Raw genomic sequence first — 23,636 nt, forward strand, 5'->3', positions numbered from 1 at the left:
AATATCGCGCACAACGCGGGCAGACTCAACCCGTTTTTTTACATAAATGCAAGAACGGGACAAAAACTGATCGATCAACGCCGAAAGGGATTGAAGCGCGTAAGGTTCATCGATAACATACGATTCAACCTGTCGAATCGATGGATGGGGCGGAAAGGGGTATTAGACTATGGGCGAATTCACATTCCCGCTCAAATTGAATTCAGCCACCCAACTGGGCGTGCCGGATATGGATCAGTGGGAAAAAGGGGCGGCAGCCGCCACGACGTATGAGGAGACCGAGGCGTCGATCGAATCGCAACGCAAGCTGTATAAGTGGCTTCGGATCGGGAGCATCGTCTTGATCGTGATCGGGATCATGGATCTTTGGGGGCTGATGTTTGTCATTCCGTTACTGATCCTGAATTGGCTCCTCAAGGGCCTGGATCCTAAGTTACAAGCGGCGCAGCGGAGGTTCCTGGACGTTGCGTATGAGCATGCCGATATGGTCGCGTATGAGGTCGGACAGAAGCTGATGAGCGGGACGTGGACGCGGTACCGCAATGGGCTGGAGGTGATCCTGTACAATAACGACCGCTTCGTGTACCTCAACACGAGTCAGAGCCTCGTCGTCGGGTACAATAAGGCCGACATCAAAGAGGTCACCCGTGAGCGCCTCCACACTGGGGCGCAGACCAGTGGCACTTCGAATACGTACGGTGGCGGGACCGCCATCGGTAATACAGGGATCGTGGTCGGCGGTGCGCAGACCCAGACGTCTTCTAGCACGACGGATTACTACGAATGGCACTTCGACGTCTTGACCAGCTTCTTCGAGTACCCGAAGGTCTCGTTGATCTTGCCGGACTCGCCCAGCGTTGAAGATGCGATCGGCGAGGCTTACGCGATCTTGAAGCCGTGAGTCGACTAAAAAAGCTTCTGACCACTTTGGGCCAGAAGCTTTTTTAGTCGGGCTTTACGGCAGATCGTTGCCTGCCGCGAAGTAGAGGTCATACCATTCCTGCGCGTCGAGGCGAACGTCGCCGGCTTCGGCGATCTGCTGGATGCGCTTGGCGTTGGTGGTCCCAGCGATCACCTGCGTCCCCGGTAGCCGCAGCAGCCAGGCGCTGGCGATCGCGTTCTTGTTCGTCTGGTACTGGTCGGCCAACTCCTGCAGCTTAGCGTTGAGTTCCGGGAACTTCGGGTCATCGATGAAGACGCCGTCGAAGAAGCCATACTGGTACGGGCTCCACGCCTGAATGGTCATGCCGGCCAGGCGGCTGTACTCGAGAATGCCACCGTCACGGTTCGTTGCACGGTCGTCGGTCATGTTGACATGGATACCGGCGTCGATCATGCCGGTGTGCATCAGCGAGAGCTGGAGCTGGTTGGCGATCAGGTGCTGGGAGACCGCTGTGTTCAGCAGCTCCACTTGGCCTGGGTTGCAGTTGGAGACCCCGAACTGGCGGACCTTGCCCGCGTTTTGAAGCGTGTCGAAGGCTTCGGCGACGGCCTCCGGTTCCATCAAGGCGTCCGGCCGGTGGAGCAGCAAGACATCGAGATAGTCGACGCCGAGCCGGCTCAGGCTCGCATCCACGCTGTCGAGAATGTGTTGGGTCGAAAAATCGTAGCGCTTGCCGGGCACGATCCCGACCTTGCTCTGGACGAGCACGTCTTCGCGCTTGAAGCTCGCGTTGCGTAGAGCTTGGCCGAACAGGGTCTCGGCCTCGCCGCCGGCATAGATGTCGGCATTGTCGAAGAAATTGATGCCCGCCGCGTGCGCAGTCTCCAGCAGTTCAGTGGCGCCGGCAAGATCCAGTTTGGTGATCCGCATGACCCCCAGCGCGATTGCCGAGGCGTTCAGGCCGCTTTGGCCTAAGTCGATCATTTTCATTAGAGGACACTCCTTTATGCCTAGAATCTCCTTCAGCCTAGCACACTGACCAGGCAAATGAAAGCGGCTTCCCGCTGTGTGTCGCGGCGTCCCGTGGTATGATGAACCTAGTGTCAGGTCGGGACTCGTCGTGACTGCATCGAAGGTGAGTCCCGCCCCCATTCAAGGGAGTGGCCCCGCGCTGGGGCACAGGAGGAGCAGACTATGGCAGTCTCAGAGCAAGGCTTCGTTGTGATCGGAGCGCAAAGCGTGTCGTTTGCGATCACGAACCTGCGGACGATGGACATCATCGAGCAGGGGCAATACCCGGTGGCGATCGGGGAGGATATTTTTGCTGCCCACGAGATCGAGCCGGACACCGTTGACGCGCTGGTCCTAGCGCTGCAGATGATCGGGCAGGTGCTCGCCGACTACGGGGTGCGCGAGACCCAGGTGGTCGGGAGCCACAGCTTCTATGAAGCCAAGAATGCGCAATTCGTTCGCGATCAGATCCTCAGTCGGACCGGCTGGACGCTGCAACCGCTGACGCTCTCGCAGGAATCGTTTTTCCGTACGCAGGCGGTGCTGGCCAAGTTCCCGCACTTCGAAGCGGTCACTCAGACCGGGACGTTGCTGATCGATATCTCGAGTGGGACGGTCGAGCTGACGGCCTTCAATGGGGGCGAGTTCGGCTTCTCTCGCAACCTGTCGATCGGCCCGCTGCGGGTGTTCGAGGTGATGAGCGACTTGCAGCGTAGCGTGCCGAATTACGTTGAGGTGATGCGCGACTACATCGATTCGATGCTGGTCGACTTCATGCGCTTACTGCCACGCGACGTTCACTATCCCAATATGGTGTTGATGGGCTCGGCGCTATCGTTGTTCGAGACTCTGATCCCGACCGGCGAGCGCACGGTCGAGACGGACAGCGAGGGGTTGGCGATGATCTATCACGAAGTCACGCACGCCTCTGACCAGTACTTGAGTGACCAGTACGGGTTGACACCGACGCAGACGGCGCAGGTGCTCCCAACGGTCCTTCTGGTCTACCGGTTGGTCAAGAACTTGCACTCCGAGCGCCTGTGGATCTCGAATCTCAAGCTCCTAGACGGGTTGCAGGTCAACTGGGCCGTGGCGGCTGGTTCTAAGGCGGTGACGATCGACCCGACCAAGGAGATCCTGATCTCGGCCCGCAACCTAGCGGACCGTTACCAGGTCGATGTGCGTCACCGTGAGTCGACGGTGACCTTCGCCTTGCAGCTGTTCGATCGGTTGCACCGCCTCCACGGACTGGGTCGGCGTGAGCGCTTGCTGCTGGAGATCGCCGCGACGGTCAACGATATCGGCAGTTACATCGATACGCATAAGCACTACGAGCACTCGGATTACATCATCCAGGCCTCTGAACTGATGGGGCTGACCGCCGCTGAGCAGCGAATGGTCGCGACCATCGCGCGCTACCACAGTTCAGACACGCCACAGACCGATCTGTCCGATCTGCACGAGCTGAACTCTAAGCGGCGCCTTGTGATCGCCAAGCTCTCGGCGCTACTGCGCGTGGCGGATTCGCTGGATGCCTCGCGCCAGCAAAAAATCGCCAAGATCCGCGTGTCGGTGCAACCAGACAAAGTGTTGCTGACCGCGACCGCCAGCGATGATGTGGAGTTGGAGCGCTGGACGCTACGGCGTAAGGGGCAGTTTTTTGCGGCGGTCTTCGGGCTACCGATCGAGCTTAAGGGAAGGACGCGACTGTGATGACCAAACTGGACTTCAATGATCCCCATTACTACACGAACCGTGAGCTTTCATGGCTCGCGTTCAACGACCGCGTGCTGGAAGAAGCACGCGACCATAACAACCCGTTGCTGGAGCGCGTGCGCTTCCTCGGCATCACGCAGAGCAACCTCGATGAGTTCTTCAACGTCCGGGTCGCGTCGCTGCGTAAGATGGTGGCCGTCGATTACAACGCGCCGGATCCGGCGGGGATGACACCGGCCGCCCAGCTGCGCGCCATCGCCAAGGCGGCGCATGCGATGGTGGACAAGCAGTACAGCACGTGGTCGCGGTCGCTGGTGCCCAAGCTGGAGGGACTGGCGATCCGGCTGCGCGAATTCGATGACCTGAGCCCGAAGCAACACGAATTTGTCTCGGATTACTTCCATCAGGAGCTCTACCCGGTGCTGACCCCGATGGGCGTCGACCCCACGCGGCCGTTCCCGTTTCTTGGCAACAACTCGCTGAACCTAGCGATCCGCCTGCAGCGCCCCGAGGAAGCTGAAGACGACAAGGCTCGCAGCTTCGCGATGGTGCAGGTGCCGGATGTCTTTCCCCGCGTGCTCCGGTTGCCGGGTGCGGCCAATGACTTCATCCTGCTCGAGGCGATCGTGCAGGCCTATGTCGGTGAGTTGTTCGTTGGGGCGGACGTCCAGGAGACCGCGATGTTTCGCGTGACGCGCGACATGGACCTCGATGTTGCCGAAGAGGACGCGTCCGATCTGATGAAGGAGATCCAGTCGCAACTCAAGAAGCGCCAGCGCGGTAAGGTGATGCGCCTGGAGATCGATGCAGGGATGAGCAAGTACTTGCGCAAGCGGCTGGAAAAAGGGCTGGACATGCGCGACCCGAACGACATCTATGAGATCAAGGGGCCGATCGATCTCAATGTCTTGAGTAAGCTGGTCAAAGCGGTCCGCGACCATGCCGAACTCCTGTATACGCCATTCGCGCCGTATGTCGACCCACGACTGATCGACGGGAACATTTTTCACGCGATCCGGGCCCACGATATTCTGCTGCAACACCCGTATGACTCGTTTGCGCCAGTGGTCGAGTTCATCCACCAGGCGGCGATCGACCCCGCGGTGCTGGCGGTCAAAATGACCCTGTACCGCGTGTCTTCGAAGTCGCCGATCATTCGCTACCTCAAACAGGCAGCCGAAAACGGCAAGCAAGTCACCGTTTTGGTCGAGCTCAAGGCGCGCTTCGACGAGGAGAACAATGTGCACTGGGCACAGGAGCTGGAGCGCGCGGGCTGTCACGTGATCTACGGGCTGGTCGGCCTGAAGACGCACAGTAAGCTGGCGCTGGTCGTGCGGCGTGAGGAGACCGGGATCCGCCGCTATATGCATATGGCGACCGGTAACTACAACGATGTGACCGCGAACTTCTACACCGATCTCGGGTTGTTCACGGCCAACGCCGAGATGGGGGCCGACGCCTCCAATATCTTCAATATGCTCTCGGGTTTCTCTGAGCCGGCGTATTTCAACAAGCTGGTGATCGCGCCGCTGGGCATCCGGGACTTTCTCACCGAGCGTATCGACGAGGAGATCGCGCACGCCAAGGCAGGGCGCAAGGCCTTGATCCGGATGAAGATGAACTCACTGTCGGACGCCAAAATGATTGCTGAGCTGTACAAGGCCGCGGCGGCTGGCGTCAAGGTCGAGCTGATCGTGCGGGGGATCACCAACCTCAAAGTCGGGCTCCCCGGGGTGTCCGAGAACATCTCAGTCCACTCGATCGTCGGGCGCTACCTCGAACACAGTCGGCTCTACTACTTCTACGCCGGTGGGGAGGAACACCTGTACCTGAGCTCCGCCGATCTGATGAAGCGCAACTTATCGCGGCGCGTCGAGCTGCTATTTCCGATCCTACAAGAAGACATCCACGCACGGGTCTGCGAGATCTTCCAGACCCTGTGGGATGATAATGTCAAGACGCGTGTGTTGATGCCGGATGATAGCTGGGAGCGCATCGACTTGCGCGGTCAGACCAAACTCAACGCACAGGCGACCTTCATGGCGGCGGCCAATGCGCACACGCTGCGTGATGCGGCTGGTATCGACCAAGAGGCCGCTGCGGATGATCCCCAAAATACGCGGCGGTTCACCCCGATGATGGCGCCGGAAAGTGAGGAAGACTGATGCATTACGGTGTGATCGACCTCGGCTCCAACTCTGCGCGCTTGAGCGTGTGGGCGCTGGATGCCGACGGGACCCCCAAACAGGTCCTCAAACTCAAGGAGATGGTGCGCCTGTCTGAGGGGATGGGGCCGACGCGTACCCTACAGGAGCCGGCCATGAGTCGGACCATTGCGGCCTTGAGCCGCTTTGTGACCGCGGCGGCAGCCTTTGACGATTTGACGCTTGAGGCGTATGCGACTGCCGCGACGCGCCAGGCCAGCAACCAGAAGGAGTTTCTGCGCCGCGTGCGCCAGGCGACTGCCCTGGTGATCACCGTGATCGAAGGGACGCGCGAGGCCGAGCTCGATTACCTCGGTGTGATCAACACATTGCCGATCCAAAACGCGCTGATCCTTGATACTGGCGGCGCGTCGACCGAACTGGTCCTAGTCCAGAACCGCAAGTTGCAGCATCGCGTCTCGCTGCCAGTGGGTTCGGTCAACTTGACCGAGCGCTACCTCGGCCGTGATCAGATCAGTGCCGCCGAGCTCTTCAACCTGATCTCCGAATTCAACCGCGTGCTCAACTCGATCTGGTGGCTACGCAAAGCACTGAACCTGCCGATCGTCGCACTGGGCGGCTCCAACCGCACGCTGGCTAAGATCCAGCGGCGTAAGGAGCAGATGGTGAACTTTGAAGATATTCATGGTTACCGAATGGCGACCACTGCCGCCAACGCGATCTTCGCCGATATTCTGAGCAAGGACCTCGACGGACGCAAGGCGGTCCCTGGCCTGGCGAAGGAGCGCGCCGACATTATCGTCGGCGGTCTGATCCCGGTGATCACGATGATCCGCTACCTCGACTCCGACCGGCTGACCTTCTCCCAAAATGGGCTGCGTGAAGGCGCGTTGTACGCCTACCTCAACGCGCACGAACTGGTCTGAGGGTCGGCTGCTGAGGCCATCAGGGCATGACCTCGTCAATGGCTCAGGACTAGTTCAGCGTGGGATGCGCCTTGCAGTGGCCCCGGTCTAAGCGTGTGCCGGCCTGTCACACATGGCGTTCGAACGGGCAATACGCGCCAGATAAGCGCAGCCACCTGTCGATCCCGCACGTCGGGGTCATAGGGGACTGCGCTTTTTTGGGCGTTAACCCGCGTGATGGTCGTGTCGGGCCATGGCAAGGCGGCGTGCAAAGGTTTCATTAAAAAAAGTGCCCCGGCGTGTGCACCCAGGACCGCTCTGCTATGCTTGATCTACCCGCGGATGATCACGGGGGGTCACGTTAACGAATGGAGAATTGCACATGAAAAAATGGTTGATCGCGCTCACCTTGAGTGCTGTAAGTATGCTAGGCCTTGCCGTCACACCAGTCCACGCAGATGACACTTGGGCGCCGGTCGCGACGCTGGGGACGAGCCTGACGGCCGATCAGAAAAGTGGCACACTGACCACGTTGGAGAATGCGGCCGGCGTGTCCAATGTCAGTGAGCTGACCGTCACCGGCGACACGCTCGTCAAGTACCTGAATCCGGCGGGCTCAACGTTCACGAGCGCCAGCGGCGTGTGGTCCAGCGCGTTGGTGCAAAAAACCGATGACGGGGGCATCAACGTCAAGATCGTGCCGTACAACGGGACCAACAACATCACGACGATCACGGCCGACCAATACCGCAATGCCGCCTTGACCGCCGGGGTGACCAATGCCAACCTCTACATCACAAGCGCAGTCCGCATCGACGGCTCGGGCGCACTGGCCGGGGTCTACGCGGCTTTTGCGCGTAATGGCCAGACGCTCAACAGCGCGCAGATCAACGCCGCGCAGTCCGAGGTCAACACGCTTTCGGCGATCACAAGCGCCAACCAGGACAAGGATGGCTACACCGATAAGCAACTCAACAACGCGGTTGCCGGGATGAAAAAGGACATGGCGAACCAGAGCAATAGCGGGACGCAGACCTTGTCGCAAAACCAGATCGGGAACATCGTGGACTCGCAACTGAACGCAAATAACCTGACCAACATCATTACCAACGACCAGCGCACGCAGATCGTCAACCTGCTGGTGAAGATCCAATCCTCCGGCGCGCTGAAGTCTAGTGACTTCAAGGCGCAAGCCCAGAAGCTGGCGACGAGCATCCAGAATAGTGCCAAGAGCCTATTCAACAAGCTTGCGAGCCTGAACACGGCGGAGAACCGCAACTTTTTGCAGAAGGTCGGCGATAGCATCGCCAACTTTTTCAAGGCACTATTCGACTGGGTTGCCGGGTGGTTCAACTAGGACAGACTAAAGCGCCGCTGATGTGATGCGTACCCGTCATCGCATCAGCGGCGCTTTAGTGCTGGCGGCTCAGTTCAGGTCGATGACCGCCTCACTGTGGTGGAAGACCCGCCCGCTGGGTAGCGTCACCGTGGCGGTGAGCGTCAGCGGCAGACCGGCGCCCAAGTGGGTGAGGGTCTGTGCGTCGATACCAGCTGTACCGGTCAGTTGGTGACGAGTGGCCGTGACGAGGACCGTGCGCTGGTAGTAGAGGCGGTGCGTGGCCCCGGTCAGTTTCAGCGTGAGTCGAGTCCCGCGCGGCACTGGCGTCTGGAGCGTCAGGTCGATGGTCGGACTACGTTTGAGGGTGTAACGGTCGAAACCTTGCTTGTGGACCTGTGCGGTGAATGTGAGATCAGTCACGGGACTGTCGGTGCTCAACACCAAGTTGGCATAGAGCTGGTGATCGCTGCGCCGGGTCGCCTTAACAAGGGTCAGCGTGGTGGCCAGGGTGAGCGCTAGGGCGGTCAGGATCAAGATCAGGATGTGGGTGCGTTTCATCGGCAGGCCCTCTCGGACACACAAACGCCGGCAGGGTCGCCGGCGCAGGCATACTTATTTTTGAACGGCGTAGGTCAGGGTGACGAACTGGTCGTGTTGTGTCGCATCGGTTAGCTGCAACGGGACGTCGGTCAGGTTGCTGGCGACGAGGCTGATGCCATCGCCCAGGAGCACTGGCGCGATGGTGATGATCAGCGTGTCGATCAGGTCTTCTTTGAGCAGATCGGTGAAGATGTCTGCCCCGCCGACTAACCAAATATCTTTACCGGGCTTGGCTTTCAGCTGGCGCACGAAGTTCGGGATGTTGCCGGCAACGACAGTCGTCGGGTCATCGGTGTCATGCATCGTGGTGGAGAAGACATAGCTTTCTTTGTCCTGATACGGGTAGACGCCGGCTTTTTGCAGCGCCCGCTGATACGTTTTGCGGCCCATCAGCACGGTATCGATGCTCTGGTAAAAATCCTGGTACGCTGCGTCGGCCGCGCTGGAGTTCAGCTTGCTCAAGAAGCTGGTCGACCCATCGCGCTCGGCAATGAAGCCGTCCAGACTCTCAGATAGATAGAGGATCACGTTACGTTCGGTCATTCTGCCACCTCATTTCACTTGATACGTTCATTGTATCACAAAAAAGAAAGCGCTCACAGGATGAATCCGCCCCCGCCGATCGACCGCAACCGGTACTGGTGGGTCACGGCTGACGCTGGCCAACATGTGGTGGTCGAGCGGTCGACCCGAACGCACAGGGCCCGGCCCACCGCCGTTCATCTAAAAATTCGTTGAGACGTACAAAAAAACTAAAGTGTTTTTATGAATATTGACCGACTTTTAGCGAAAAATCACGATACAATATAACCATACTTAAGGCAATGGTAATCGGCCTTATGCTTACACATTAACTTACACTCCCAAAAAAGTTCCCCCAAACTTTTCCACCAGCGATGGTGGTTTTTTTTTTGCCCTTTGGCAGCGGCGCGGCGAACAAACTCGTCACGTGCGGCGGATTAGGGTGACAGCGCGTCCGCACCCCGGTAGACTGGAGACAAAGGGACGGGGGCCAACGAACTACCCTGGCCTATGTCTGTGATGCGCAGGGTTCGCACAGTCGGATGAAGGGAGACTATGATGGCGAAACTATTGAAGGTCGGCTATTGGTTGAACGTGCTGGGTGGGGTTGCGTACCTCGTCGTGTGCGTTCCGGCACTGTTGGCGGGACACCCCCTGTATCCCGGTCAGACGATGCTTGCGGTACAGGTGGCCGCCGGGATCGGATTGGCGTTAGCGCCGCTGTTGATCGAGCGGCTGGGACATTTTCGCTTTCCACTCTTATTGAAGGTGATCTACGAGGCATTCATCCTCGCTTCCGTCCTGCTGGGTACTGGGATGCAGTTCTATAGTATCCCGTACTGGGACAAGTTCTTGCACCTATTCTCCGCGGCGCTACTGGCCGGTCTGGGCCTGGCGATCTTTGGTGCACTAACCCCGCGCGCACAGCTTCAACGCACCTCACCGCTGCTCCTTGCGCTGTTTGCGCTCAGCTTCGGAGTGCTGCTCGGCGTGTTCTGGGAGTTCTATGAATTCACCGGTGACGGGCTCGGCGGGCTGAACATGCAACGCTATATGAGTGGGCACACACCGCTGGTCGGTCGCGCCGCACTGATGGACACGATGGGAGACCTGTTCGCCGACGTGTTCGGCGCGTTGGTGCTCGCGGTCTGGACGTACCTCGGCGTGTCACATGACCGCGCGTGGCTAGACACCTTCATGTTCGATCATCGCGCCTGATCGAACCGAACCAAGGCGGCGTGCTGCGCAGGGGTGAGGCGGTGGGCCATGAAGCGCCGCACGAAGGCCGCTTCTTCCTGGGCTGCGGCGCGCCGATCAGCCTCCGGCGCCGTGGCGAGCACTGGGAGCCAAGCCGCCCAATCCGCGGGCCAGTCCTCACGTAGCGTGGCGAACAGCGTCGGCAGACTAGCCCCATCTGCCACGAGCATCGCGTGAGCACGCTGCTGTGCCGTGATCGGCTCGGCCAGCGTCGGGGCGCGCCAGGTCAGCTGCGCAAGCAAGGCCTCGAAGCTCGGCGCCACGGTCAGCCACTGATCGACGTCTTGGTCGATGTAGCGGATGCTCGGTGGAGTGGTGGTAAAATCAAAGCAGAATAGCTGGGCGTCGTCACAGGCGAACGGCACGAGGTCGGGGGTCACCGGGGCGGCCACAGGGCCTTCGCCCGGTGCCAAGAAGGCGTGAATTGCCGCGCCGTCTGGGGCCCAGCTGGTCGGCTCGGTCGTCGGTAGGAACCAGGTGTGCGGCCATTGGCCCGTCGTGATCAAGGCAGTGTACGCCGATGGGATCCGCGGATCGGGAGTCAATGTCGGTAAGGGTAATGGGGGGATCGAGTTGGGCCAAGGGTGCATGCAGGCGACCTTCTTTCGGTAGGGTTGCTTTCATCCTAACACGTTCCCCAGCAAGGCACCCCGAAATGTCGTATAATCAGCGTAGAACGGAGAAGGAGCAAGACGTTGCGTAACACTTTGATCTATGTGCATTATGAACCGTTGGCGCACCTATTCCTGACGGCGGGCCTGTCCGCAAGCGACGTACTGGCTGCGGCGCGCGTGCCGTTTCGGCACCTGCTGCTGCTGCCGCCGGTGTCGGATGACGAGTTCATCGATCCGCATACTGGCTTCAACGAGATTAGCGGCGCAGAGGCGGTGGCCGCCTTTTTGCGGAGCAAACAGGCGCGCGACCGCAGCTGGTTGGATTATAAGCATGGGACTTACCTGCGCGAGTTGACACCAAGCGAGATCGCCGAGCTCTTGTATCTCGGGCACGCTAAGCGCCACATTCAGCCGCCTTACTACTATAAGCTCCAAAACCAGATCGTCTACCTGCCGCTGAATAACGACATGGTGACGCTGTATGTCCGCAAGCTTGAGCTGTTCAGTCAGACGTTGTCGGCGGCGATCGTGCGCAACTTGCGGCTGGCCGCCAATGACCAGCCGTTCTGGTTGCGGCTGCGATCGCAGCATTTTCCCGCGGTGCCGTCGAGTGTGATCGAGACGCTGTACCCAGCGCTTGAGGACGGTCTGATGTTCGACCTCAGTCGGGGCGGATTCAGCCGTGATCAGGTCAAGATCCCGCTGGTGCACCCAAAGGGCCGCTTTGTGCCGGATCAGGTGCTGGCGCCTGATCAAGGCGAGCGCCGCGGCGATCTGATCTTGGTGCGCGCGACCGGTCAGTGGCGAGTGACCGGATTGACCCAACCGATATAAAGAAGGAGTGTTCGAATCAATGAAGATGAAGCTGAGTGAGATCGCACGCGTGGTGGGGGCCACGTGTCCGGTTGCGGAAGAGGATTGCCCGACGATCACCGGAGTCGCGTTCGATACGCGCGACTTGCAGCCGGGTGAGCTGTTCGTCCCGCTGATATCGGCGCGCGACGGCCACGACTTTATTCCCAATGCGGCGGCGGCCGGGGCGGCGGCCACTTTCGTGCAGGCCGACCACGCCCCGCTGGCGACGACGATCCCTCAGCTGATCGTCCCGGACCCGATGACTGCGTTACGTAGCCTGGCGCGTTACTATCTCATGATGAAGGTCAACCCCAAGGTGGTCGCGATCACGGGGAGCAACGGCAAGACGACGACCAAGGACATGACAGCCGCCGTCTTGGCGACGCAGTACCATGTCTGGAAGACCAAGGACAATTTCAACAACGAGATCGGCGTGCCGATGACGATCCTTGCGATGGATACCAATACGGAAGTGCTGGTCATCGAGATGGGAATGGACCGGCCGGGTCAGCTCCATGACAAGAGCCTGTTGGTCGAGCCTGACGTCGCTGTGATCACCATGATCGGTGAGGCGCACATCGAGTTCTTCAAGACACGCGATAAGATCGCGGACGCCAAAATGGAGATCGTCGACGGGCTCAAGGCGGACGGCCTGTTCGTCTACAACGGTGACGAGCCGCTACTGCGCGAACGCGCAGCGGCGGTGCCGCAGGAGCAGCGGACCTTTGGCCTCGACCCGGACAACAAACTGTTCGCACGTGATATCGCGACTTTCGAGGACCACACGGACTTCTCGCTATCGCGTTGGCCAGACTTGCGCTTCACCATCCCGGTGATGGGGGAGTACAACGTGACCAACGCCTTGGCTGCCATCCTGGTCGGTCGCCGCTTTCACATTCGCCCGGAAGCGATCCAGTCAGCGCTGGCGGATTTTGCCATCACCAAGAACCGGACGCAGTGGGTGACTGGAGATGCCGGTGAGCAGATCCTGAGCGACGTCTACAACGCCAACCCGACCGCGATGAAAGCTGTCCTCACTGACTTTAGCGAATTTCCGACCCAAGGCCGGCGCATCGCGGTGCTCGGGGATATGCTTGAACTCGGTGAGGCCAGCGGTGCGCTGCACGCTAGCGTTGCCACGGCGCTGGACCCGGCTAAGGTGCAAGACGTCTACCTATACGGCGATGAGATCGTGACGTTGCGCGACGCCTTAGCGGCCAAATACGATGCGGCGCACCTGCACTACTTCCCGAAGGCGGATCAGTCGCGCTTGACCGCGGCCTTGCTGGACGATGTCGGCCACGCGGACATGGTGATGCTCAAGGCCAGCCACGGCCTACACCTCGAAGTCGTCTTGGCCGCTTTGATCAACGGGACGCGCGCCTGAGCCGAACGGCGGTCAGCTGGTTTCAGTTTTTGGGTCCGGTACACTGCCGGAATCACCACAGACAGGCTCAAGGCGACGACATCCGTAGTTTTCGCTCGCAGTTCAAGCACGGCCCCAGTCAACCCCGAGTGTGGGGCTGACTGGGGCCGTGCTTATGCGCTGAACGGGGGATGGAACGGGCGGACTTGATCGCGCGTCCTGTTCTGGGATCGTTGCGGGCGACCGCGAACCGTTGCTCATGGTGCGTCCCCTGATTGCATCTGTCGGCGGGGAGACAAACATTTGTGTTCCCTTCCAAACAATGGTAAGATAGATAGGACACTTTTCAGAAAATAGCCGTGGTTGACCGAGACACCGTGTTTCTTCTTGGTCGTGGGCGGCTTTTCGCATGACCAGGAGTGCCGGGCATTGCCCGGCACACATTTAAGGAGGAACATTTTTGAAGTTTAATGAACTCGGTTTAGCCCCAGAGCTGCTGTCGACGATCGAACGGTCCGGTTTTGAAGAAGCGACCCCGATCCAAGCACAGACGATCCCGTTGATGCTACAAGGCAAGGACGTGATCGGTCAAGCGCAGACTGGGACCGGGAAAACCGCGGCGTTCGGTCTGCCGATCCTGCAGATGATCGACACCGCCGACCGCAACGTGCAGGCACTGGTGATCTCACCGACCCGTGAGCTCGCCGTGCAAACGCAAGAGGAGCTGTACAAGCTCGGCGTCGACAAGCACGTCAAGGTCCAGGCCGTCTACGGGGGCGCCGATATCCGCCGGCAGATCCGTGGGCTGGCCGACCACCCGCAGATCGTGGTGGGGACGCCGGGCCGTCTGCTCGACCACCTGAACCGCCACACCTTGAAGTTGCAGAACCTGCGCACGCTGGTCCTCGATGAGGCCGACGAGATGCTGGATATGGGCTTCATCGAAGACATCGAAAACATCGTCAAGTCTGCACCGGAGACGCGGCAGACCCTGCTGTTCTCTGCGACCATGCCGGCACCGATCATGCGCCTGACCAACACCTTCATGCGCGAACCGGTCACGGTGCAGATCAAGTCTAAGGAGCTGACGGCCGATACCGTCGATCAGTACTATGTACGCTCCAAGGATTTTGAAAAATTCGATATCATGACGCGCCTGTTCGATGTTCAGTCGCCTGAGTTGACCCTGATCTTCGGGCGCACCAAGCGCCGCGTCGACGAGCTGACCCGTGGCTTGAAGGCGCGCGGTTACCGTGCAGAAGGGATCCACGGCGATTTGACGCAGCAAAAGCGCATGAGCGTGCTACGTCAGTTCAAAGGTGGTGAGCTCGACTTCCTCGTTGCGACGGATGTGGCAGCGCGTGGGTTGGATATCTCCGGTGTGACGCACGTCTACAACTACGACATCCCGCAGGATCCGGACTCTTACGTCCACCGGATCGGGCGGACCGGCCGTGCTGGGAAATCTGGGGTCTCGGTGACCTTCGTGACCCCTAACGAGGTCGGCTACCTGCGCACGATCGAGGACCTGACCAAGAAGCGGATGATGCCCCTCAAGCCACCGACAGCCAAGGAGGCCTTCCTCGGTCAAGTCTCCACTGGGCTTGAGACCATCAAGGCGCAGATCGAAGCCGATGACTTCGAGAAGTATGAACCGATGGCGGAGGGCTTGCTGGAAAGTTACACGCCACTGCAGATCGTCTCGGCCTACTTGAAGGCGGTCAGCCCGGATGATGCATCGACCGTGCCGGTCAAGATCACACCGGAACGCCCGCTGCCGCACCGCGGCGGCTACGCGCGTAGCAGCAGCAACCACGGTGGTGGTCACGGTGGCAGTTACCGTGGCGGGAGCCGTAGCAACGGCGACCATCGCAACGGTGGCAGCCGCGACGGCAAGCGCCAGTTCGACAAGAACCGCCGATACTCTGAGAAGCGCTCCGAGCGTCAAAACGTCAAGAGCAGCTTCAAGAAGCATAAAGACTAGGCACAACAGACCGGCCCTGTGAGGGGCCGGTTTTTTGCGCAGCGCCGCCGGGCGCAGAGGACCGCGGTGGCGTCTGACGTGCAACCGGCTCAGCGGCATGTTATTCTGCTGGTGCGCCGGGTTGAGCGCGTGACACACTAACATGACCGATTTTCAGGCCAGAAGCCCGCCGCCGGAGGAAGGAGACGGGTATAATGGAACAATAACGGGTGCAAGGAGGAACACGCATGATTTACGGCATGGGGATCGACATCACAGACTTGGCGCGAATCGAGGCGGCACAGACCAAGAACCCGCACTTTGCGCGCAAGGTCCTGACACCGGCAGAATGGGCGCAGTATACAGCGCTGAGTGGGCAGCGAGCGCTAGAGTTTTTGGCCGGCCGCTTCTCGGTCAAGGAGGCCTACGCGAAGGCGTACGGTACCGGGCTGGGCCGCGTCGGCTTGCAGGACGTCGAGACGCTCAATGCACCGTCCGGCAAACCAGAGTTGACCCGGCACCCGTACACCGGGCGGGCACTGGTGTCGATCTCGCACACGGCCACGTTGGTGATGACAGAAGTGATCTTGGAGGCAGAAGCGCAATGAGTATGGTGACGGCAACGCTACGCCCGACGCGGGTGCTGGTGAGCGAGCAAGCGATCTATCAGAACGTGCAACACGCCTTGGCCGGGCTTGCTGACGGCACGGCGCTCTTCGCGGTGGTCAAAGCGGACGGTTACGGCCATGGATTGCTACGGGTCGCACGCGTCGCTCAGGCGGCCGGGGCCACCGGGTTTTGTGTCGCGATCCTGGACGAGGCGCTTGCGCTGCGACAAGCAGGCTTCACTGAACCGATCTTGGTGCTGGGGATCATCGAGCCGGCGTACGCTGGGATTGCCGCGGCTAACCACATCGCGGTACCGGTGGGCGACGAGGCTTGGCTGATCGCGGCGATGCCACACTTGAGTCAGTCGACGTTGCCACCGCTCGCGGTTCATGTCGCGATGGATACCGGAATGGGGCGGATCGGCTTTCGCGATGTAACGGCGCTACAGTCGGCTTGTGCACGAATGACCGCTCACCCCGAGTGTTTTGACGTTGAGGGCCTGTTCACGCATTTTGCCACGGCAGACGAGCCGGATCCGAGTTATTTTCAGCTCCAAGTTGGTCGTTTCAAGGCCTTCCTGGCGGCGCTGCCGCACAAGCCACGCTATGTACATGTGTCGAATTCTGCGACGAGTCTGTGGCACGCCGCCTGTAACGGTAATATGATCCGTTACGGGGTGGCGATGTACGGCCTCAACCCATCAGGCCGGGCGATCCCGACCACACCGTACCCGCTGGTGCCAGCGCTGAGCCTCGTGTCGACGCTCAGCTTCGTCAAACGCTTGCCCGCCGGCGAGGCCGTGTCGTACGGCGCGACTTACCGGGCGGCGCAAGACGAGTGGATCGGCACGGTACCGATGGGCTATGCCGATGGCTGGCTGCGGCGGATGCAAGGGTTCCACGTTCTGGTCGACGGGCAATTCTGCGAGATCGTCGGGCGGGTCTGCATGGATCAATTCATGATCCGCCTACCGCACGACTATCCAGCCGGTACGTCGGTGGTCTTGGTCGGCACGAGTGGCCAAGCAACGATCAGTCTGCAAGACGTCGCAGACCACGCCGGCACGATCCACTATGAGATCGCCTGTGACATCGCGGAGCGCGTGCCACGCGTCTCGGTCGCGCCGCTCGACTAGATGCTTGCCAACGCCGGTCGGTGTGGTAGGATAAGGGAAACGAAAGTGTGTGGAGGGATCTCGGATGACGACTGATGAGCTGATCCAGCAGCTGGCGCCTCAGCTACAGCGCAGTTTGGCGGCGTACTGTCAAGCACATACCGTGTCGGCGGAGGCCGTGATGGCGGTCGCCCTGCGGTGTTTTTTGGCGGGTGAGAATCAAGACGTGGCGGAGATGATCGGCGGCTATCTTGACATGGGCGCACTCAACGCCGAGATCTGCCATGAGTTCACGGCCTGCGAAAGCGAAGCCTACGCCCACTTACTGGTGCGTTAGGAGGCGGAACATGGTCGAAGGTATCAAGCGCGGCGATGTTTTTTTCGCCGACCTATCCCCGGTGGTGGGCTCCGAACAAGGTGGCCTGCGCCCGGTCTTGGTGATTCAAAACGACGTGGGCAACCGCTTCAGCCCAACGGTGATCGTCGCGGCGATCACCTCGCGGATCACCAAGCCCAAGATGAAGACTCACGTGGGCTTGAGCGGCACGGCCGACGGGATCGAGCGCGATTCCGTCGTGTTGTTAGAGCAGATCCGCACGATTGACAAGCAGCGGCTGATGGACAAGGTGACCTCGCTGTCGCCGTCTCGAATGGCCGCCGTCGACGCGGCGCTGGCCGTTTCGGTCGGGCTGCGTCCGGTATGAGGCATCAAAAAGGAGGCCGAGAGCATTGAGCTCTCGGCCTTTTTGACGTGTGTTAGCGACCGCCGGCAAGCAGTGTCGCGATGTTGTTGAGCGCATCGGTGACGATCTGCATCGCATCAGGGTCGATCTCGAATTCCGGCATCGTTGCATCCGTGTAGTGCAGGAAGCTGGTCGCACGCGCGATCATGTCGTACCAGTTTTGGAATGGCAGTTTGTTGATCCCACCGTTGACGCTGGCCGGAACGATCTGTAGCAGTTGGGTGATCACCAGCTTGGCTTGCGTAAAGGTCTCGTCCGGCACCTGAGTCATGCTGGCGGCCTTGGTGGCGAGGTGGAACATACGCTCTGCCGCATTCAAGACAGGGTGCTTGAAGCTCGCGGCGCGTACCGTGGTCGGGCGTTCATCCAGTAGGTCTTTTTGCAAGCCGACCATCGCGAAGAGTGTGACGGAATCGCCGAGTTGGCTACCGATGTTGGCGAGGCGGCGGATGCCGCTCGTGGCCATCTGCTCTTTGGTGAAAAACATTGCGGCGTGGCTGACGAAATCGCTGTACTGGACCCCAATCGTGTCCTTGGAGTCCGCGGTGCGGAAGAAGAACGCGACATCGTGGCTCGTCTGCGCCTTGACGTACGCGTGCAGCATTCGCGCGGCCATGCCCAGCTGCTGGGTGTCGATCTCACTGCGGTCATCAAGCGTGACGCGCACCTTGCTCGGCAGGGCGGTCTGCGCGTCGAGGATGCGCAAGATCGCGGCGACGTAAGGGTACATGACGCCGAAGCTCAGCGAGAAATTCCCAGCATCGCTGAGCGGGGAGTGGACTGCGTAGACTTGGACTTGCGGGTTGTGCGCGCGGCCCAGCATCGCTGCGATCTGCGCACTGGATTTACCGCGCGCTTTGACCTCGTCGCCCGGCTGCCAGCCGAACGGATACAGAGTGCTAGTGAATGTGTCCAGCGCTTGCGCGTTGCTCGGATCGATCACCGTTGCACCGATCGACATCGCACGCTGGTAGTCGGAGCCACCGCTGAAGGATTCATCCATGAAGATCTGGATCGTCTGACGATCTTGCTTTGGGGCGACCGGCACGACGCCGATCGGCTTAGCCACTGGTGCGGCTTGGGGTTGGCTCGTCAGGGTCGATTGTGACGTCTGGGCAGTTGGGGCTTGCACCGCGGCGGCAGCCGCGCTTGACTGGTTCTGGTTCTGGTTCTGGTTCTGGTTCTGGTTCTGGTTCTGGTTCTGGTTCTGGTTCTGGTTCTGGTTCTGGTTCTGGTTCTGGTTCTGGTTCTGGTTCNCGTTTGCCTGGTTCTGGTTCTGGTTCTGGTTCTGGTTCTGGTTCTGGTTCTGGTTCTGGTTCTGGTTCTGGTTCTGGTTCTGGTTCTGGTTCTGGTTCTGCGACGACTTCTGCCCGGCCGCCTTGACGTCGCGCGCAGGGGTGTCAGACTTGACTGCTGTCTGTGGGGCCGACTGTGCCGGCTTGGTCACTGCCTGAGCGGTGTTGCTGGTCTGATCGGTCGAGGCATTGCCCGTGCGGGTCGGTTGCGACTTACCTTGGGCAGGTTGGGTCGCCTGCGTGGCCGTTGCACCAGCTTGCTCGTTGGCGAGTCGGGTTTCGCGGTTTGCGTGCCGGCGGTTGAGCCGGTCGAGCTTGGCTTGCGCGCTGGCCGCCTCGGCCTGTGCGGATTTGCTTTGGCGCTTGCGGCCGGTCGTTGGGCTGGATTTGGCCGCCTGTGGGTTGTCGGGATCGGTCTTCGTCGTCGGTTGCTTGGCGGGCTTATCCGCTTTGCGTCGGCGGATCGGCTGCGCTTCTTCAGACTGTGGCTGGTTGGCGCGAGCCTTGGCGTCCGTCTTTGGCTCTGATTTGGCTTGGTCGTTGGCCTTGCTTGCCTTGCGCCGGCGGCTTGGCTGTGGTTGGTCGGTCTGCGGCTGGTCGGCGCTAGCCTTGGTGTCCGCCTTCGGCTCTGGCTTGGCTTGGTCGTTGACTTTGCTTGCCTTGCGCCGGCGGCTTGGCTTCGCCTGTTCGGCTTGGGCTGGTTGGGTGGCAAGTTCCGTCGGTGCGACTGCGGGCGTCGTCTGAGCGGCCGCAGTCGCCTTGGTCTGGCGCTGACGCTTAGGGGTCGCATCTTGCTCGCCGTTCGCCTTCGTGGCCGCTTCGGTTGCGGTCTTCTTGGCGGCGCTGCGCTTGGTCGCACGCTTCGGTTGCGCTTCTGGGGTGGCCTGCGCCTGTTTGACTTCGTCTGCTTCCGAGTCAAAGATCGTGAAGCTGCGCTTGTCAGCGCCGTCGACTGGGTGTGCGTCGATGAAGCGGTTGATCTTGAACATGATCGGCCGGCTCATCGGGGTGTCTTTGAGGACCTTGCGCATGCTGGAAGGGGAGATCCCGATCAGCTTAGCAGCCTGAGTCAGGCTCAAGTGCTCTGCGGTCATAATCTGTTTGAGCCGGTACGCGATTGCTTCTGTCATCCAAATACCTCTTTCTGATTTAAGCCCTATTCTTTACCTCTCCTAAGCGTACACCATTTGCGCCGGCTTGGGCAGTGTTTGCAGAAAAACGCTGGACAACCTTACCCGTGCGTGCCACACTTAGACAACGTGGTTCGAAATCCATCCCACGATAAAAAACTAGGAGGTATTTTTCATGAGTCAAAAAAGTCGTCCATGGGTGATCAACGCCATGGTCGTTGCGATCTATGTGGTGCTCTCGATCCTGTCGGGGCTATTCAACCTGGCGAGCGGGCCGATCCAGTTCCGGCTGTCGGAGTCACTCAATCACCTGGTCGCGTTCAACCGTAAATACCTATTGGGGGTCACGTTGGGCGTCGTGCTGTACAACGCCTTATTCTCACCGATGGGTTGGGTCGATGTCGTCTTCGGCGGTGGCCAGACCTTGATCGGGCTGGGCCTCGTGGCGTGGCTCGGACCGAAGCTGACGCAGCTGTGGCAGCGGCTGGCGTTGACCACTGTCTCGATGTCGCTGACGATGATCATCATCGCTTGGGAGATTGTCTGGACTGGCCACCTCGGTGTCGGAATGCTTCTACCGACCTTCGCAACGCTCCTGCCATCCGAAGCCGTGATGCTCGTGATCGCCGCACCGGTGATGGTGTTGGTCGACCGTGCCGTACACTTCGACCGGCGCATGCGCTGAGTGACACCCGCCCGCCCAAAAACGCCGCACCCGGACAAACTGGGGTGCGGCGTTTTGGTGTGTCTTACAGCTCTTCGTCGACGCGGATCGGCTGGCCGCTTTGGAGGTCATCGATCTCAACGACGCGGTAGTTCTTCTTCTCGAGCTTCGCGACGATCTCGTTCAGTGTGGCCTCGTCAGTACCGGCCGGCAGGGTGAACAGGGTACGGCGCACAAACTCATCGCGCTTGGCGTCCAGCGTGATACAGCCAGACAACGAGACGTACTTGGCCAGGATCTTGCTCATCGTGGCAAGGTCACCGCGGGAGCCAGTGGACATCACGGTCAACACGTAGGAGCCGACATCGATGTTCCAGGACTCGGACAGCATCGCGAGCAACTTGGCGTGTGTCAGGATGCCGTAGAAGTTCGCGTTCTCGTCGAGCACGGCGATGTACGGCAGGTCCTTGATGTTGAAGAAGACCTTGAAGAACGGTGCGTTGACTGGGATCGTCTTGGTCGCGTTCTTCAGCAGGTAAGTGACCGGCAGGCTCATGTCGCCGCCTTGGGACTTGTGGCGGTAAATGTGCATCTTATAGATGTTACCGCGGAAGATCTGGCCGCTTTCGTCCACGATCGGTACGCAGCGGAAGCCGGAGTCTTCCAGCACCTTGAGTGCTTCTTCCAGCGTCACGGTCTCCTTCACAGTGGTCAGAAATTCCTTTTTTAGGACCAATGATTTAATTAGCATGATTATCCCCCATCGATTGAGACTGGAATTATTAAATCTTTCTCATTTACATCTATCATACCACAATCATCTCGATGCACAAGCACGACCACCACTAGCTAAGTGCAAGATGAGATGTTGGTGAGAAAGGACGCGGGTGAGTGCACAAAAAGACCCTCGGCGCATTGCGCTGAGGGTCAGGTCGAGCGGATTACTGGCGAGTCTCGATCTCTGCCTTAGCAAAGGCATCGTCGATGATCTTCTTCAGCTGAGCCGCGGACTTGTCCATGGATTCCTGTTCGTGGTCGGTCAGTGGGATCTCCAGAATGCTCTGGATCCCGTTGGCGTTGATCACGGCTGGGGAACCGATGAAGATGTCGTGCTGGCCGTACTGGCCGTCCATGTAAACGGACAGTGGCAAAACGGCGTTTTCATCGCTCAGGATGGCCTTGGAGATGCGTGCCAGGGCGGTCGCGATCCCGTAGAAGGTCGCGCCCTTCAGCTTGATGATCTCGTAGGCGGCGTCACGCACGTTTTCGAACATGTCGACCAGCTTGGACTCGTCGATCTCTGGGTGATCCTTGACCCATTCGCTGATCTTGATCCCGCCGATGTTCGCGTGGGACCAAACAGGGAATTCGGTGTCACCGTGTTCGCCCATGATGTAGGCGTGGACGGAACGCGCATCGACGCCGACCATCTCAGCGATGGACTGACGGAAGCGGGCGGTGTCCAGCGAGGTCCCGGAACCGACAACGCGGTTCTTCGGGAAGCCAGAGAGCTTCCAGGTCGCGTAGGTCAGGATGTCCACAGGGTTAGCGGCAACCAAGAAGATGCCGTTGAAGCCGGACTCAACGATCGGGTCAACGATGGACTTCAAGATCTTCAAGTTCTTGTTGACGAGGTCAAGACGGGTCTCGCCAGGCTTCTGTGGGGCGCCGGCGGTGATGACGACCAGGTCAGCATCCTTCGCATCGCTGTATTCAGCGGAGTAGATCGTCTTCGGAGACGTGAATGGGAGCGCGTTGCTCAGATCGATCGCGTCACCCTTCGTCTTGTCTTTGAAAATGTCAACGATCCCGATTTCTTGAGCGATGCCTTGCAATACCATTGCGTATGCATAGCTAGAACCAACAGCACCATCACCAACCAGAATTACTTTTTGGTGATCCTTGCTTGCGTTTGCCACGGTGATATCATCCTTTCGTATTTGCCTTTGTGCAATTCATCTTGAAGTATAACACATCTCCATTTAGATGCGGCACTTTTGCAGAAAAAAATCGGCCTATATTTGAAATCGTTACATTTTGCCAAGCCTCGTCTGCCGGGACTTTCGTGAAATTATTCACCAGTTTGTCGCTGGGATTGCAATCGATTACAATAACGTTTAGCCGTCCCTTGCACAGCGCTTACACGCCGTGGTAACGGCTATGCCCACTGTATTAAATTGCGCTGGTACAATTATCGCCGAACTGTACTGGTCGGCGGACCGGTGAACGGACCGGTGGCTGTAACTGATCCCACCATCTGGTATAATGGAAGACAGCGAGACTGGAAGGGTGCTTCCAGCTTTTTTGCGTGAAATGGAGGGAACGACGTGAAGATGATCGTAGGCCTGGGCAACCCGGGTAGTCAGTACGCCAAGACCAAGCACAACATCGGGTTCATGGCGATCGATCGCCTCGCGGCCGCGTACGGCGTGACCGTGGCGAAGCAGGAGTTCAACGCCCTGACCGGCACGGCCTGGGTCGACGGCGAGAAGGTGCTTCTAGTCAAGCCGCAGACGTTCATGAACGACTCCGGGCGCGCTGTCGGTCAGCTGATGGCTTTCTACCAGTTCGCCCCAGATGAGCTCTTGATCATCCAGGACGACATGGACATGGCGATGGGGCGCTTGCGCTTGCGGCCCAAGGGGTCTGCAGGTGGCCACAACGGGATCAAGTCGATCATCAATGTGCTGGGGACGCAAGCGTTCTACCGCGCCAAGTTGGGCATCCAGCACCCCGCACACCAAAAAGTGGTGGACTGGGTGCTGACGCCTTTTGATGCCGATGCACAGGTCGACATCGCTGCGGGGCTCGACCGGCTGGCCGACGCGGTCCAAGATTGGGTCGGTGGGCTGGCCTTCGACGCCTTGATGAACAAGTACAACTGA

At 59.6% G+C, this 23,636-nt stretch carries 21 protein-coding genes and 1 riboswitch; of the genes, 15 read left to right on the top strand and 6 right to left on the bottom strand.

The window, feature by feature from the left end; all coding sequences use genetic code 11:
• The first annotated feature begins 169 nt into the window (after window positions 1–169).
• Window positions 170–901 carry a hypothetical protein gene (locus tag HII33_RS12210; RefSeq protein ID WP_179396096.1) on the top strand — a complete coding sequence of 244 codons (732 nt, stop codon included), beginning with the start codon at window positions 170–172 and terminating at the stop codon, window positions 899–901.
• 54 nt (window positions 902–955) lie between these two features.
• Here the strand turns inward: HII33_RS12210 and HII33_RS12215 are convergent, their stop codons facing one another.
• Window positions 956–1,873, bottom strand: coding sequence for an aldo/keto reductase (locus HII33_RS12215; protein WP_179396097.1), 918 nt, complete (start codon window positions 1,871–1,873; stop codon window positions 956–958).
• A 204-nt stretch (window positions 1,874–2,077) separates the two neighbouring features.
• On the opposite strand from HII33_RS12215, the gene HII33_RS12220 reads away from it, so the two are divergent.
• The 4 genes from HII33_RS12220 (at window position 2,078) to HII33_RS12235 (ending at window position 8,037) form a co-directional block, all read left to right on the top strand.
• Window positions 2,078–3,607 (top strand): Ppx/GppA phosphatase family protein, encoded by a 1,530-nt coding sequence (locus tag HII33_RS12220; RefSeq protein WP_179396098.1) that lies wholly within the window; start codon window positions 2,078–2,080, stop codon window positions 3,605–3,607.
• The gene (locus tag HII33_RS12225) at window positions 3,607–5,775 is read left to right on the top strand and encodes an RNA degradosome polyphosphate kinase (RefSeq protein WP_179396099.1); all 2,169 of its coding nucleotides are present in this window, start codon (window positions 3,607–3,609) and stop codon (window positions 5,773–5,775) included. Before HII33_RS12220 ends, HII33_RS12225 begins: the two co-directional genes overlap by 1 nt.
• Window positions 5,775–6,701, top strand: a complete 927-nt coding sequence (locus HII33_RS12230) for a Ppx/GppA family phosphatase (protein ID WP_179396100.1) — start codon at window positions 5,775–5,777, stop codon at window positions 6,699–6,701. Before HII33_RS12225 ends, HII33_RS12230 begins: the two co-directional genes overlap by 1 nt.
• A 361-nt stretch (window positions 6,702–7,062) precedes the next feature.
• Window positions 7,063–8,037 (top strand): DUF1002 domain-containing protein, encoded by a 975-nt coding sequence (locus tag HII33_RS12235; RefSeq protein ID WP_179396101.1) that lies wholly within the window; start codon window positions 7,063–7,065, stop codon window positions 8,035–8,037.
• Window positions 8,038–8,106: 69 nt separating this feature from the next.
• On the opposite strand, the gene HII33_RS12240 is transcribed toward HII33_RS12235, so the two are convergent.
• Together HII33_RS12240 and HII33_RS12245 are read right to left on the bottom strand one after the other, a co-directional pair.
• Window positions 8,107–8,577, bottom strand: coding sequence for a hypothetical protein (locus HII33_RS12240; RefSeq protein ID WP_179396102.1), 471 nt, complete (start codon window positions 8,575–8,577; stop codon window positions 8,107–8,109).
• 54 nt (window positions 8,578–8,631) lie between these two features.
• Window positions 8,632–9,162: a dihydrofolate reductase family protein gene (locus tag HII33_RS12245; protein ID WP_179396103.1), complete on the bottom strand. Its 531-nt coding sequence runs from the start codon at window positions 9,160–9,162 to the stop codon at window positions 8,632–8,634.
• Between the two features lie 537 nt (window positions 9,163–9,699).
• Between HII33_RS12245 and HII33_RS12250 the strand changes: the two genes are divergently transcribed.
• On the top strand, window positions 9,700–10,359 hold the full coding sequence (locus HII33_RS12250; RefSeq protein WP_179396104.1) for a DUF2238 domain-containing protein: 660 nt from the start codon (window positions 9,700–9,702) through the stop codon (window positions 10,357–10,359).
• On the opposite strand, the gene HII33_RS12255 is transcribed toward HII33_RS12250, so the two are convergent.
• Window positions 10,347–10,988, bottom strand: a complete 642-nt coding sequence (locus tag HII33_RS12255) for an SMI1/KNR4 family protein (RefSeq protein WP_179396105.1) — start codon at window positions 10,986–10,988, stop codon at window positions 10,347–10,349. The two genes, HII33_RS12250 and HII33_RS12255, sit on opposite strands and share 13 nt — an antisense overlap.
• A 105-nt stretch (window positions 10,989–11,093) precedes the next feature.
• Here HII33_RS12255 and HII33_RS12260 point away from each other — a divergent pair, with 105 nt between their 5' ends.
• The 8 genes from HII33_RS12260 to HII33_RS12300 all read left to right on the top strand — a co-directional run bounded on the left by HII33_RS12260 (window position 11,094) and on the right by HII33_RS12300 (window position 20,772).
• Complete coding sequence (locus HII33_RS12260; RefSeq protein ID WP_179396106.1) at window positions 11,094–11,846, top strand: hypothetical protein; 753 nt, start codon at window positions 11,094–11,096, stop codon at window positions 11,844–11,846.
• A 19-nt stretch (window positions 11,847–11,865) separates the two neighbouring features.
• On the top strand, window positions 11,866–13,254 hold the full coding sequence (locus HII33_RS12265) for a UDP-N-acetylmuramoyl-tripeptide--D-alanyl-D-alanine ligase (protein WP_179396107.1): 1,389 nt from the start codon (window positions 11,866–11,868) through the stop codon (window positions 13,252–13,254).
• 439 nt (window positions 13,255–13,693) lie between these two features.
• Entirely contained in the window at window positions 13,694–15,217 is a 1,524-nt protein-coding gene (gene cshA / locus HII33_RS12270; RefSeq protein ID WP_179396108.1) for a degradosome RNA helicase CshA, read from the top strand.
• A 227-nt stretch (window positions 15,218–15,444) separates the two neighbouring features.
• Window positions 15,445–15,804, top strand: a complete 360-nt coding sequence (gene acpS, locus HII33_RS12275) for a holo-ACP synthase (RefSeq protein WP_179396109.1) — start codon at window positions 15,445–15,447, stop codon at window positions 15,802–15,804.
• Window positions 15,805–15,806: 2 nt separating this feature from the next.
• Window positions 15,807–16,940: an alanine racemase gene (gene alr / locus HII33_RS12280; protein ID WP_179396129.1), complete on the top strand. Its 1,134-nt coding sequence runs from the start codon at window positions 15,807–15,809 to the stop codon at window positions 16,938–16,940.
• Window positions 16,941–17,004: 64 nt separating this feature from the next.
• Window positions 17,005–17,256 (top strand): antitoxin, encoded by a 252-nt coding sequence (locus HII33_RS12285; RefSeq protein WP_179396110.1) that lies wholly within the window; start codon window positions 17,005–17,007, stop codon window positions 17,254–17,256.
• A gap of 10 nt (window positions 17,257–17,266) precedes the next feature.
• Complete coding sequence (locus HII33_RS12290; RefSeq protein ID WP_179396111.1) at window positions 17,267–17,623, top strand: type II toxin-antitoxin system PemK/MazF family toxin; 357 nt, start codon at window positions 17,267–17,269, stop codon at window positions 17,621–17,623.
• 2,587 nt (window positions 17,624–20,210) lie between these two features.
• Window positions 20,211–20,256: riboswitch (PreQ1 riboswitch) on the top strand.
• A gap of 6 nt (window positions 20,257–20,262) precedes the next feature.
• A complete protein-coding gene (locus tag HII33_RS12300) occupies window positions 20,263–20,772 on the top strand; it encodes a QueT transporter family protein (RefSeq protein ID WP_179396113.1) in 510 nt (169 codons plus the stop codon).
• A gap of 64 nt (window positions 20,773–20,836) precedes the next feature.
• On the opposite strand, the gene cbpA is transcribed toward HII33_RS12300, so the two are convergent.
• Together cbpA and HII33_RS12310 are read right to left on the bottom strand one after the other, a co-directional pair.
• A complete protein-coding gene (gene cbpA / locus HII33_RS12305) occupies window positions 20,837–21,502 on the bottom strand; it encodes a cyclic di-AMP binding protein CbpA (protein WP_179396114.1) in 666 nt (221 codons plus the stop codon).
• A 190-nt stretch (window positions 21,503–21,692) separates the two neighbouring features.
• On the bottom strand, window positions 21,693–22,670 hold the full coding sequence (locus HII33_RS12310) for an L-lactate dehydrogenase (protein WP_179396115.1): 978 nt from the start codon (window positions 22,668–22,670) through the stop codon (window positions 21,693–21,695).
• Between the two features lie 408 nt (window positions 22,671–23,078).
• Between HII33_RS12310 and pth the strand changes: the two genes are divergently transcribed.
• A complete protein-coding gene (gene pth / locus HII33_RS12315; protein WP_179396116.1) occupies window positions 23,079–23,636 on the top strand; it encodes an aminoacyl-tRNA hydrolase in 558 nt (185 codons plus the stop codon).

This window comes from Lacticaseibacillus absianus (assembly GCF_013407595.1).
In the GTDB taxonomy this organism is placed as follows: domain Bacteria; phylum Bacillota; class Bacilli; order Lactobacillales; family Lactobacillaceae; genus Lacticaseibacillus; species Lacticaseibacillus absianus.